Below are 12,952 nucleotides of genomic sequence, written 5' to 3' on the forward strand. Positions count from 1 at the left end.
TCCATATATAGGTTGTAACAAGAAACCTCCGCGAATAATAGTACAACATTATAAAAAGTTTGCAAGGGAGTGGTAATGTGCACAAACATATGGCGGTTTTCTTCAACCAATCGGATCTGTCAGGATGTAGGCGACATCTCGCCAAAAAATCTTCATCACTTCTTCATAACTTTTTTATTGTTTCTTTAACCTTTCTTAATCAGGATTTTAACTCGTTTTGGTATCATCTTTTTATGAATGAAAAACAAATAGATGAAAATCTGAATAACAAGATCAATATTATTAAATTCCCAGTAGATCCGACTACAGCCGTAGAAGCGATAGATCAGCTTTTGACTTACGCTGTTCATCTGAACGCTTCGGATGTGCATTGTGATCCTAGAGAAAAAGGTATCTTTATTAGGTTTAGGGTTGATGGACAGATAAGTGATGTCGGTATTTTGCCAAGACGTCTGTTAGAAGAATTTATCGCTAGGCTCAAGATCCTTTCTGGAGCTCGTACAGATTTACATATTACTCCACAAGATGGGCGTTGGAAGACTGTTATAGGTGGGTCAGATTACAATATTAGAATTTCGTTCATGCCTACATATCATGGTGAAAATGCTGTCATGCGTCTTTTGCCGACCAGAGTTGATGGAGATATTTCTTTTGCCAAGCTTGGTTTTACTCCAGACCATGTGAGGTCTATCGGTAATGCTTTGGAAAGAAAACACGGACTCATTCTTGTCACTGGCCCGACTGGTTCTGGAAAGACTACGACTCTCCATACTTGTTTATCTATGAAAGCAAGAGAACCGTTATCTATCATTACTTTAGAAGATCCTGTTGAGTACGAGATTGCAGGTGTTCGTCAGATCCATATTCGTCATTCTCATGGAGTTAATTTCGCTACTGGTTTGCGGTCTGCTTTAAGACAAGATCCAGATGTCATAATGGTTGGCGAAATTCGTGATAGTGAAACTGCAAAAGTCGCCATTCACACTTCTCTCACAGGTCATTTGGTTCTCTCTACCTTGCATACCAATTCTGCTTTAGAAGCTATTCCACGTTTGGTTGATATGGGTGTAGACCATTATTTACTAGCTTCTACGTTGAAGTTAGTCGTAGCTCAACGTCTTGTTCGATCTATGTGCCACGAGTGCAATTCTCAAGGCTGTGAGTCGTGTCGTTATACAGGATATTCTGGCAGATCTGTCATAGCAGAAGCCTGTGAGATAGATGAAGGTATGAGTGAGCTTATTTCTGCCAAGGAGCCAGTCTCTGCTTATTTGGACTATGCCATGACAAAAGGTTTTAGACCTATCAGAGAAGATGGTTTGGAAAAGATTGAATGGGGTATTACCACCAAGGAGGAAGTTCTAAATGTCTTGCATACATAATTGCCGGAATAATCTTATGCTAAAAATTAAATTAAAAAATAAAAAATGGAAGCGTCGCGACATTATAATGTTGCTGGAGAGGCTGGAGATGTATCTTTCTTCTGGTCTGGAAATAAACAAAGCTCTGCAAATATCAGAAGAAGGATTATTGCCAAAGCAAAAGATAAGTATTCAGAAACTAAGATTATCTGTAGAATCTGGCAACTCTCTTTTTTCTGGTCTCGAAAAGTTCGTTCATATTTCCAAGACTACTTCGGGTCTTATTGAACATGGTGAATTATCCGGTTCTTTATCAAAGTCGTTGTTGACCGCTAGATTATTATTGGAAAAAGAAGATGAACTATTCAAAAAATGTACTTCAGCCATGGTTTATCCTGTAGTCATAGGGATATTTGCGGGATTATTAACTATAGGTCTTGTACGTGGGGTTATGTCGCAGATTATTCCAATGCTGAAAAGTCTGCATGTGCAGTTGCCTTTGGTTACAAAGATTGTCATTTATTTTTCGGAGATTTTAACTAAATACGGACTGCATCTTTTTGTTGGAACTATTATAGCTCTTATTATCTCGAGAATAATTCTGAGGAAGTATCTAGTTATTCGGAAGTTTTTTCAATTGTTAATTATAAAGATACCTATTGTTGGTAGACTTTTTTATAACTATTATTTAGCCGTTTTTCTACATTCTTGTGGAGCTCTTGTAGAGTCTGGTTTATCGGTCAAAGAAGCTTATTCGGGTACAGCTAATACAATTCAACTCATACCACTAAATCAATTTTTACACGATCAGATTATCAAAATATCTCGCGGGCTCTCTTTGGGAACTGTTATTGTCCATAAGGATATCCCTTCTTATATAACGGCACTCCTTAACGCCGGGGAAGCTTCTGGTACTTTGGGACTCTCAATAATTCGAGCTGGAAATATTTTGGATAGGGAAATAGATCATTCATTGAAAAGGTTAACTGCTCTCATAGAACCTATCATGATGGTCGGTATGGGTTGTATTGTCGGAGCTATAGCTCTTTCTATAATGATGCCAATTTATAATATTTCAGGTGCTCTGCAAAAATAATTATTACCAATAAAATGTATCCAGATTTGAAGAAAAAAAAGTTGTGTCGATTAGGAAATTTTAAACGTGACAGAATTAGCGGAATGATTCTGATTGATATTCTTTTGGCTTTTTCTTTGTCAGCAATATTCATTGTAATAATTGGACAATCATCCATTTCATCAAGACAAATATTTGAAAGAGCAAAAGATCGGAGCGTCCTATTAGGTCTGTACGATTCAGGACTTGGGACTATTAAAACCGGTTTACATGGCAATGATTTAATAGAGAAAAATATAGAGATGGCTTCATCTTCTGGCAAGTTATCTTTTATTGAAATTATCAAAAATTCAGATGCTAATCTAACTGAATTTGTCGGAACACCTTTATGTTCAGTTGATTATTCTAATGAGAATGTGGCTGGTTCTTATGAGTATTTCAGTAATCAAATAGCCGTAAATACTCCGATAGTTTCAATCACCCCTATAACTTTGCCGATCAATCCGACCATGCCTTTGACAGATCTTGAAGTTAGAAATGGTACGGCCTACATTTCAGCAGACTCTTCAATAGCTTCAGACCCCGATTTATTTATTGTAAACATTGGTAATATTTCCAATCCGGCAATTATTTCAAGTATAAACACTGGTCCAGGTTTAGTCTCAATCAGTTTGGCTGGTGATAGAATATTTGGTGCAGCTCCTAGCACGGCTTCAGAATTACATATTATTCGTTTGAATGGGTTGGCGAATCCTGTTTTAGAAAAGAAATTCAAATTACCTTTACCTTTTGCAACGGCCACTCCAGCTTTGGCTAGTTCTATTTTTTATAAAAATAATAAAGTTTATCTTGGCACAGAAAAATGGAGTGGTGAGGAGTTTAATATTATAGATGTTTCGGATGTTATCAATCCTGTTAAGATTGGTGGTCTGGAGATTGGAAGTAAGGTCAATGATATTTATGTTGATGGCAATATTGCTTATGTAGCTAGTTCAGATCAGTTTCAACTGAGAGTTGTTGATATTAAAAATCCTAATAATCCTACGGTTTTGAATACTTTTAGTCCTTCTGGTTGGCAAAGGCAAGAAGGTAAGACTATTTCATTATTTGAACAAAGTTTGAATTTTGGACGCACTTCAGGTGGTTTCAATTTTATTAGTGATCATGAAGCTTTTTCGTGGTTAGCCAATTCTTCAACAACTTTGGATAATCCGTTTTCAATAGATGTACCAAGCGGTGTTTATGGAATAGTTAGGGACAGAGATAGAATCTATTTGGCGACTAGGCAAGTTGATAGAGAATTACAGATATTTGATACGCAGTTGTCAGCTTCTACTTCGTCTGCTTATTCATTACCAATACAACCGCAGGCTATGACTTGCGATGGAGATCATTTGTATATCTTGGCTCATACAGCACCGGTTATTTATAAGATAAGTTTAAATAAATTATGATTAAAAGTAGAGCTTATAATATAGGTATGACTCTTATTGAAGTAATAATTTACACGGTTCTCTTGTCTTTTTTGATGGCTGGTTTTATTCAATATGCTTATGCTGTAAATATAAATAACATTCAATTAATTAATGAAATTCAAGACCAATGATAAAAAAGGTTTTGTTGCTCTTATTGCCGTGGTCCTATTAGCAACAGGAACACTGACTTTTTCTTTGGTCGCAATGTCTTCAGCTATTGCTTATGCGGATAGTATTAGTAGGAGGGAACTCCGAATCCAGACACAGATGAATGCGCAAGCTTGTCTGGATACGGTTACTCTGATGGTTGTAAAAGATTATTTTATTTCAGGGAATGTTGAAGTTAAAAAGTTTGGCTGTACGGCGGAAATACTGAATGATTTTGAGGGTAACATTTCTTTTAATGTTAAGGCTAATTTGGGCGAGATTGTGGTTGAAGGGAATGGGGTACTAAAAATTACCGATAATTCGGTGGAGGTTGTTTCTGAGGGGGTGTAAGCCATTCCAACGAATTAGTAGACATACCTTGACCTCTGTGTTCTGATATGTTATACCGTACACAGAGAATAAATTAGGTTCTTGGAGCCATATGTTGGGCTCTGAAAAAATCCGACAAGTTCATTCAAATAGAAAGTAAAAAAGACCATGAAAACGTTATTTCTTGCAGTCATGTTGTTTGTTTGCTCTGGTTACATTAGTAGTGCAGAAACTATTTTTCTTCATTGTGGGAAGGATAAGGAAACTAGGAAGATGGCTGATGGAAACTATTATGCCTCAGGTTTCAATGAAGGTGAATATGGAGCGAGGTTACTATCAGATTGGGAGCGTGCTAATCCAACAAAGAAAATTATCTGCATCACTGTCAACACTATCAACGGTGGTCCGGGTAGTTTCACAGGGTTTTGGATTACTTATAAGCTGAAGAAACCACAAGTGACAGTTCAAAAGCAAAAGTAGATTTAGAAGACTTCACCCCGCGCTTGTGTAAAAACAGGTGCGGGCTTTTCTTTACCTCGCTTTTAAATACGAATAGATATCTTCAATAGCTTTGACAGCGTCACCAGCAGCAATGTTGTTTTGATGATAGAGACCATCGGTACAGTCGCCAGCAGACCAGATACCAGGAACAGCGGTTTGTTGGTTTTTGGCATCTACAGGAATACGATTGAATGAGTCTAACTTGATAGTATTTTTTGCAAAGTCGGTATTTGGTAGAGAACCGATCTCGACGAAGATTCCAGTAGTTTTTATTTTAATATCTTTCTTCGTCTTCATATCAGTGTAAATCATAGATGTCACAAATTTGTCACCAATAACTTCTTTTGGTACCGCCATAGTGAGGACTTTGACCTTTGGATTTTTACTCACTATTTCTATAGTACCCGGATCGGCTTTGAATTTCTCACTACGATTCATGATAGTTACACTTTTGCAATAAGCCATGAGTTGAGCGGCACTTTCAAAAGCCGCATTACCACCACCGATGACTACGACATCTTGGTCAGAATACATAGGTCCATCGCAAGTGGCACAATAGGTGAGGCCTTTGTGTTCATATTTATCGGCGCCTAGAATATCTAGCTTTCTTCGGTGACTGCCAGATGCTATGAGGATAGTTTTTGCTGAATATTCGTTTTTTTCTGTTTTTACGATTAGACTTTGAGGAGGTTGAATATTTGCAGAAATATCAATACAACCTTCACCTTCTTTGATATCAATGATTTCTTTTGCATAAGCCTTTACGTGATTTTCTAAATTCTTGGAAAGGTCTGTACCAGAAATAGCTACTGAACCTATCCAGTTTTCTATTTTTTCAGAAACAGAACTTTGACCAAGCCAGTCTTTTGTAATAATGACAGTATGAAGTCTCTTTCTGGCTGCATAAACAGCGGCGGCTGCTCCGGCTGGTCCTCCACCAATAATTGCTAAGTCGTAGATCATAGTGGGATTATTCTAACATAAAAAATCGTTTACGGAAGCCTCGCTTCCGGAGGTGAAGCCTCCGGGATTACTTTATCTCACAAACATTTTTCAGTGCGGTAATGTCGTCTGTGGTTAGAGTAAGATTTGAATCCATATTATAGGCGTACATTATAGCTTTTGAATCTGCTACATGATCCAATCCCAAAGCGTGGCCAAATTCATGAGCCAAGACACGAATTAGTTTGTTGTAATCTTTGTATTGATAAATATTTATTATTTGACCAGTTTCATCGCTCACGTATTCTCCTTCTTGAAATTCTGGGCCGTTGGAAGTACTGATGGTGTTATAAGTACTGACATTTTGGTTTATTTCTTTATTCAAAGAATTCAAACTATTGGCTGTATAGTTGAGTTGATTTATCGTATCATTCAACCTTTTGTTCGCATCATTGATGTTAGTTGCTTCCAAATTGAGAGAAGCTTTTGTTTTTTGTAACTTGGAGAATTCTTCTTTTGTAGCACCTCCGCGACTGTTCCAATACGCTACAGCTTTTTCATAAGCCGTTTTATTGGCTTCGTATGTATTTATGAGTATCTGAATAGCACTCTTTTGACTATTATATGAATTTTGCAGAGAAGTGTATTTGGCTTTTAGATCACTATATGAGCTTTTACTATTATCTATAGTTGATCCGATAGTGTTCATCTGCACCGTAGCTTCTTGGCGATTGTCAAAAATCAGATTTATTTTGAGGTCGTCTATATCGTTGGTTTTATCGTCAGAATATTTGAATAACTCTCTACCAAGTGCTGAATTCCAGATACTTACCGCTTTATTCATATTTGTTATGAATTGTGATCGTGTCTGACCAAATTTTTCATCAAAATCTCCAATGTAATATGTTATTGGTATAGTACAAGGCTTGTCCCACCCAATAGATAAGCGGATATTCTGGTAAGCGCGTTTGTAATTGTCACGATTGTAATAGACGACACCGCCTAGAGTAGCGATGACTAGTAAAAAGAATAGAAATTTTACAATTTTATTCAAAATATTCATTAATGTTCTTTCTGTGTCATTCCCGCGAAGGCGGGAATCCACGGTTACCACAAGATATAGATTGTTGATTTGTAATAATCCTGGATTCCCGCCTTCGCGGGAATGACGCAGGGTCTATTACTTCAACCTAGATCTCCTCAAGAAAGCTGGTATTGCACCCCAATCATCATCTTCATCTTTGTTTTCTTTCGTAACCTCAATCTTTTTTGATTCAGTTTTCTCTACTAAGACAGGTTCTTTTCTTGGATCAAGTGGGGAATTGAATATTTTTCCTTTTTCTTGAGTACGTTTCATTATACTTGAAAGAGAAGATTCGGCTGGTGTTGAAGAGAGGACGTTGGAATGTTGAGCTGGTTTTTGTGCTAATGGTGCTGTTTCTGGAAAACCTGTAGCAATGACAGTTATCTTGATCTCATTTTTCTTGAGCTTATCGTCGCGAACTGTACCGAAGATGATTTTGGCTTCAGGGTCAATGGACTCGGTAATAACTTTTGCAGCATCTTGGATTTCAAACATTGTAAGATCTTCACCACCAGCGATAGAGAATAGGACACCTTTGGCTCCAGCGATGGAAACATCCAGAAGAGGGGAATTGATGGCAGCTTTGGCAGCTTCTATGGCGCGGTTTTCACCAGAGGCATTACCTATACCCATGAGAGCAGAACCAGCATTTTCCATGACAGTACGAATATCGGCGAAGTCTATATTGATGAGTCCGGGTGTAGTGATGAGGTCGGAGATACCTTCAACTGCTTGGCGCAAGATTTCATCACACATGTTAAAAGCGTTTTTGACGGTTGTCTCTTTGCCTATAGCAGATAGGAGGCGGTCGTTTGGAATAACAATGATAGCATCAACTTCTTTGCGAAGATCTTCAAGGGCAGCTTCAGCAATACGAGAACGTTGACGACCTTCAAAATAGAAAGGTTTTGTAACTACGGCAACCGTGAGGCAACCGAGTTCTTTTGCTGTTCTTGCAACGATAGGACTGGCACCACTACCAGTACCTCCACCTAGACCACAAGTAACAAAAACCATGTCAGCACCTTTGACTGTTTCTTGGACATCATCTTTTGTTTCCTCTACAGCACGACGGCCAAGGTCAGAATTCATACCGGTACCTAGACCGCGAGTTAGATTTTTACCAATGTTGATGCGCTTTTTTGCTAGAGAACGATGGAGGTCTTGAGAATCTGTGTTGATGGCAATAAAATCTACGCCTCTGACTTTGGAAGCGATCATGTGGTTTACTGCATTGCCACCGGAGCCACCTACTCCAAGGACTTTAATTCTGGCAAATGCTTCAATATCGGGAGTTATGTTTGGCATGATTTTTTCTTTTAATCTTAAATGAATTCTGGATTATTCCGAAGCGGTAGGCTCTGGGTTGTCCTTAGGTTGTATATTACCACAGGAGTTTCAAGATACAAGTAAAGAGGGCTTAGTAGAGCCGTATTAAGACATGACAAGTAGGAACCGTCAAAAGGATTGACTGATATGTCAAATTGTGTCAGACTTTACAATAAATAGAATAGAAATAGGACATTAATAAAAGAAAGGAGAAGTTCGTTTATGGCTAGATCATACCTAGTTGCTTTTAAGAGTGGTGAAATGAGATCTTACCGCGGCGTTGAGGCTGAAAGAGTGGATGTTAGCTTAGGGGGTCTTTCAGAAGAGTTAGTCATTCGGGAAATCGCTCTTGCGGTTGCTCAAAAAATAGGTGTTCCTGTCGAAACTGTAGTCATCAAGGATTATATCCCTGATTACGATGGTAATGCTGCCGGATTGAGAAGAGCTCTGATACGTGCTCATATGATGCGTACTTAAAAAAAGTCATTTAAATTCACCCCGCAATTTCCAAAAGGAGATTGCGGGATTTTTGATGGTGGCGATTATCTTTACGGCGGTAGTACGTTTTTCTTTAAAGATTAGTGACCCCCTCCCCCCGGGGGAGGGGGTGTTTCCGTATTCGTTTGATTGATACCCCCTAGGGGGGAGGGGGTATCAAAGAGGTATTACAAATAAGAAATGTTAATCGGGCGGGTATTCTTTTTCGTAATAGTAAGTACTAATTGAAAAGTGACGGATTTTTCGTCACTTTTTTGTAAGTGAGAAAAAGAGATATCTTAGATGTTTAGCTATGTTTAATGGTCATCAAAAAAACGCTTTGTCCAACCACGTTCATCTGACCGTATCCATCCAACGGTCGACGATATTCTGTAACTATCTTAGTAGTCTTATCCTACACAAAGCTTACACAAAATCTATGCAAACAAAAAAACTAGTATTGCTATCATTGTAATGAAAGTCTCAGCATAGAAGGTCACTGACGTTAAGTATTCACTCTTCACATATTTCCAATAATAATTGAAACCACCAACTGTACCATTTGGTTTTGGACCTTCAATCTTTGTCTTTATGAGACAAAAGCTCTTATTAGAAAACGGCCATAACCAACGAATACCTGATTCTATAGAATCCAAAATAAAATGGGTCCATGTGCCGGCGAGGATCAGTAATCCCACAAAAGATATGAATGATGAATTAAAAATAAAACCAAAGATAGCGATTAACGCACTAATTCCTAACCAAAAAATAGGTGTGTGAGTTATATGTTCGCGATGAGAGTGAACTTTTGAATGTTTATGATTACGATTTTCTAAATAAAACCACGCAAGATCCAAATCCGGCAATTCACCAGCCAAAGTTCCAATTATAAAAAGTACCGAAAGTTCGGTGGGTGAAAATGATGAAAAACCAGCTGTACTTGAAGACAGTGCCAATATTCCATATGTAGCCAAGTATCCGCCTGCAAGATGTCCGGGGAGAACCATATTAGTTTTGTTTTTCAGACACCCTTACCATTAGCCGGCTGGTGTATGGTGGGGCATCTGGAGTAAGTTTAATATTAAGGTAAGTACTGTCTTATTAAAAGTTTAACTTTTTTCCAAACGTTTCTTATGGCGACTTTGGTATTGTCTATCTCAGGACTTTCTTCGGTATGAAGGCCCCAGAGACATAGACCGTAAGCCACTGCCCAAGTAGCATCTTTGAATGAAGATTTGGAATCAAGGTGACCAATGGAACCAATACGTGAAGGCAATTTCAAAGAGACTTTGGCTAATGTATCTATGGTATTTAGACCAGAACCTCCACCAGTAATGATGATACCAGCAGGAAGTAAACCATTTCTACCAATCTTCTTTAGGTGGGCCTCAATAAGTTCAAAAATATCAGAAAGGCGAGCAGCGATGATTTCCTCTAGTTTCTTTTTTGGATATGAACTGCCTGTGATGACGCCGATCTTGATTTGCTCAGCTTCTTCTAGTGGAACTTTGAGACCGAGGGCAATGTCATTTGTTATATCTGTAGAGCCGATAGGAAAGACTTCTAAAGATGTTGGAATATTATTTTCAAAGACGGCGATAGAGACGGTCTCGGCTCCGATATTTGCCAATACACAGCCTGCGATCTTTTGTGATTTGGTAAGAGTAACAAAACCTGCTGCTAAAGGTGCAGCCATGACATCTTCTACTTCTACACCAGTTTCATTGACTGCAGAGATGAGATCAGTAACATGATGGTCAAGACAAGTTATGAAGAGAGTTTTCTGTTCTATTTTATTACCCTTCATACCTTCGGGTGAACCTAGGGAAGGGAATCCATCTATTTTATATTGCAAAGGAATATCGTAAATGATTCTACGATTGGCTATATCTGCACGAGGAATATCTTTTTCACATTGTTCGTGAAGATTTTTGAGATCAAGACTAGTTATCTCTGCATCGGCACGAGATGTCATGACGAAACTGTTGACGGTCGTACCAGCTAGACCTATTCCAGAAATACCTATAAAAGCTTTTTTGATTTTTAGATCAGCTTTTTCTTCGGCTATAGCTATAGCTTTTTCGATACTGTTGGCAACATCGCGAACATTGGTTACGTAACCGTGTCTAAGTCCGCGAGATTCGGCCATGCCAGAAGCGATGATTTTTGGCATGCCTTTTTCGTTACGATCTTTGACACTAGCGATAACAACCTTCACGTAGTAAGTTCCTATATCTATTCCGGTTATTATATTTCTGGACATAATTAGAAAGATGTTCAAATTGCGTCCAAATAACTCAAGTCTTTTTAGACTTTAAATTGTTTGCGCAAATCAACCTCTATGTCTTCCATTGTACTACTATGGTCGTATCCTTTCAAATGAACACAACCGTGGATAAAGAGAAAAGCTAAGAAATTTTCAAAAGTCCTTTCAAATTTTACCGCTTCTTTTTTCGTTTCGGCTAAAGAGATATAGATTTCTCCTTCATTATCTGAAATAGGGAAACTCAGGATATCGGTAGGATATTCTTTGTCACGATATATGGTATTGAGTTTCTCTATCTGCTTTGAAGTAGTGATAATCAGATTTAAAGAGTATTTTTTACCCAAAGAAGCTTCCTTTATTGCTTGAAAAGGAAGCTTTGGAAGCTCAGATGTAGTTTCGTTTATGATTGAAAAAGTCTTAGACACAACCTTTACTTTTTCTTGGCACCTCTCTCTGCTTTGACTGGAGCTTTGCCTAGTTTGATGAGTTCGGCCATGTTCTCACGGCGCTTCATGAGAGTAAGAGCGCGTTGTTTGACTTTGTATTTTGATTGGACACGAGTGCTAGAACGGAGGCTTCTAACGCGAGGAATAATACCGGAACCTTGTACTTTACGGGTAAAACGGCGAATAACACCCATGGCGTTCTCACCAGCATTCTTTGTTACTTCAACATTTATCATGGAAAAAGAATAGCATGAAGAAGAAAATAGCGCAAATTCCTTACTTCTTATTATGTTTAGCCTCAATACTTTTCATGTATTTTGGCAATTCTTCCAAAGAGATAATATCTTGAGAATGGGTATCATTTTTACGTACGATAGCTGTTCGTTCTACGGCTTCTTTTTTGCCAACCACAATGACGTAAGGAGTGTTGTATTTTTCTACAGATGATACTTGGGCACCAAGTCTATCTTTGGCCAACGATAGATATAGAGGGATCTTGACTTGACGAAGACTTTCAATGATTTCAAGGGAAATAAGTTTTGATTGAAGACCAAGCTGGACGAAAGAAGCGATAGGTTTTTTGGTTTTTGTTATAGGTTTGCGTAGACCGTTTTTGCTCTCTTTGATGAGAAGGGATATGCCAACTCCTGGGATGTCTCGCTTCATAGCTAGACGTTTTGCTAGATTGTTGTAACGCATACCGACAGCCAAGATATGATCACTCTTTGTTGTCTTGTCATTGTTGAGGATTGTGAAGATCGTCTCGGTCCAATATTTGCGATTACCCAAAAGACCGTTGTTTACTGTGTAAGGTATTTTCAAAGCTTCAAAAAATTCTAAGATTTCTTCCAAATGTTGACGACCACTTTCTGAAAGGAAATCCATCGCACGTGGAGCTTTGCTATTTAATTCCTGACAATCTTTGTCGTGGCAAGCTAGAAGTTCAAAAGCATCTTTCTTGAAAAGCTCACGACTATTGGTGGACATCTCATTTATGTGTTTGCGGTAGTAAGCAGTAAGTTCTCTAGAGAAACGACCGAGGGAGTCACGGTCTCCTATAGAATTTATTTCTACGGTAGTAGAAGTATAACCTTCTTCGGCTAGCATCATTCTGGCTGTCTGGATGAGAGTTGCCTCTGCAATAGGTCCAGAAGGTCCTAGGATTTCTAGATCAGCGTATCTGTGTGCACCAGAACCTCTGCAAGAATCTTTGAAATAAAGCATTACTGGTTGAGGGGCAGAATGCATGTTTAGCTCGTGGTATGTACGAATAAGAGCTATTTTTTCTTCTACGTGTAAAGGTAACCTTTTATGATTTTCAGTTTCATCGTCTATGTAGTCATTACCAATGATATCTTTTACAGCATCAAGATCAGCTTTGCCTATTGAAGGACTTTTTATAGGTGTAAATCCGTAGTACACAGCAACTTCTCCAATCTTATCTAAATGGTCATGAGCAATAAATTTTGAGCCACTTGATTCATTTTTTTTATTTTTGTTCATGTTTTTGTCTGTTAAT

General features: G+C 38.3%; 14 protein-coding genes. 6 read left to right on the top strand and 8 right to left on the bottom strand.

Features of this window, described 5'->3' with window-relative positions; translation table 11 throughout:
- The first annotated feature begins 233 nt into the window (after nt 1–233).
- The 5 genes from WCS89_00185 to WCS89_00205 all read left to right on the top strand — a co-directional run bounded on the left by WCS89_00185 (nt 234) and on the right by WCS89_00205 (nt 4,868).
- The gene (locus WCS89_00185) at nt 234–1,382 is read left to right on the top strand and encodes a GspE/PulE family protein (protein ID MFA6553913.1); all 1,149 of its coding nucleotides are present in this window, start codon (nt 234–236) and stop codon (nt 1,380–1,382) included.
- 16 nt (nt 1,383–1,398) lie between these two features.
- Nucleotides 1,399–2,457: a type II secretion system F family protein gene (locus WCS89_00190; GenBank protein ID MFA6553914.1), complete on the top strand. Its 1,059-nt coding sequence runs from the start codon at nt 1,399–1,401 to the stop codon at nt 2,455–2,457.
- A gap of 83 nt (nt 2,458–2,540) precedes the next feature.
- A complete protein-coding gene (locus WCS89_00195) occupies nt 2,541–3,890 on the top strand; it encodes a hypothetical protein (protein MFA6553915.1) in 1,350 nt (449 codons plus the stop codon).
- Nucleotides 3,891–4,022: 132 nt separating this feature from the next.
- Complete coding sequence (locus WCS89_00200; protein MFA6553916.1) at nt 4,023–4,409, top strand: hypothetical protein; 387 nt, start codon at nt 4,023–4,025, stop codon at nt 4,407–4,409.
- 147 nt (nt 4,410–4,556) lie between these two features.
- Nucleotides 4,557–4,868 (top strand): hypothetical protein, encoded by a 312-nt coding sequence (locus tag WCS89_00205; protein ID MFA6553917.1) that lies wholly within the window; start codon nt 4,557–4,559, stop codon nt 4,866–4,868.
- 51 nt (nt 4,869–4,919) lie between these two features.
- On the opposite strand, the gene WCS89_00210 is transcribed toward WCS89_00205, so the two are convergent.
- The 3 genes from WCS89_00210 to ftsZ all read right to left on the bottom strand — a co-directional run bounded on the left by WCS89_00210 (nt 4,920) and on the right by ftsZ (nt 8,223).
- The gene (locus WCS89_00210; protein ID MFA6553918.1) at nt 4,920–5,852 is read right to left on the bottom strand and encodes an FAD-dependent oxidoreductase; all 933 of its coding nucleotides are present in this window, start codon (nt 5,850–5,852) and stop codon (nt 4,920–4,922) included.
- Between the two features lie 67 nt (nt 5,853–5,919).
- Nucleotides 5,920–6,894, bottom strand: a complete 975-nt coding sequence (locus WCS89_00215; protein ID MFA6553919.1) for a matrixin family metalloprotease — start codon at nt 6,892–6,894, stop codon at nt 5,920–5,922.
- A gap of 117 nt (nt 6,895–7,011) precedes the next feature.
- Nucleotides 7,012–8,223: a cell division protein FtsZ gene (gene ftsZ / locus WCS89_00220; protein MFA6553920.1), complete on the bottom strand. Its 1,212-nt coding sequence runs from the start codon at nt 8,221–8,223 to the stop codon at nt 7,012–7,014.
- Nucleotides 8,224–8,466: 243 nt separating this feature from the next.
- Between ftsZ and WCS89_00225 the strand changes: the two genes are divergently transcribed.
- Nucleotides 8,467–8,721, top strand: coding sequence for a hypothetical protein (locus WCS89_00225; GenBank protein MFA6553921.1), 255 nt, complete (start codon nt 8,467–8,469; stop codon nt 8,719–8,721).
- A gap of 437 nt (nt 8,722–9,158) precedes the next feature.
- Here the strand turns inward: WCS89_00225 and WCS89_00230 are convergent, their stop codons facing one another.
- From WCS89_00230 to WCS89_00250, 5 genes are all read right to left on the bottom strand, one after another.
- Nucleotides 9,159–9,728, bottom strand: a complete 570-nt coding sequence (locus WCS89_00230; GenBank protein MFA6553922.1) for a metal-dependent hydrolase — start codon at nt 9,726–9,728, stop codon at nt 9,159–9,161.
- Nucleotides 9,729–9,802: 74 nt separating this feature from the next.
- Nucleotides 9,803–10,984 carry a cell division protein FtsA gene (gene ftsA / locus WCS89_00235; GenBank protein ID MFA6553923.1) on the bottom strand — a complete coding sequence of 394 codons (1,182 nt, stop codon included), beginning with the start codon at nt 10,982–10,984 and terminating at the stop codon, nt 9,803–9,805.
- 44 nt (nt 10,985–11,028) lie between these two features.
- Nucleotides 11,029–11,412: an rRNA maturation RNase YbeY gene (gene ybeY, locus WCS89_00240; GenBank protein ID MFA6553924.1), complete on the bottom strand. Its 384-nt coding sequence runs from the start codon at nt 11,410–11,412 to the stop codon at nt 11,029–11,031.
- 5 nt (nt 11,413–11,417) lie between these two features.
- Nucleotides 11,418–11,669 (bottom strand): hypothetical protein, encoded by a 252-nt coding sequence (locus WCS89_00245; protein ID MFA6553925.1) that lies wholly within the window; start codon nt 11,667–11,669, stop codon nt 11,418–11,420.
- A gap of 40 nt (nt 11,670–11,709) precedes the next feature.
- The gene (locus WCS89_00250) at nt 11,710–12,936 is read right to left on the bottom strand and encodes a His/Gly/Thr/Pro-type tRNA ligase C-terminal domain-containing protein (protein MFA6553926.1); all 1,227 of its coding nucleotides are present in this window, start codon (nt 12,934–12,936) and stop codon (nt 11,710–11,712) included.
- Nucleotides 12,937–12,952: the final 16 nt, after the last annotated feature.

The organism is Candidatus Paceibacterota bacterium, from assembly GCA_041666915.1.
Taxonomy (GTDB): Bacteria; Patescibacteriota; Minisyncoccia; order Phycocordibacterales; family PALSA-1337; genus C7867-002.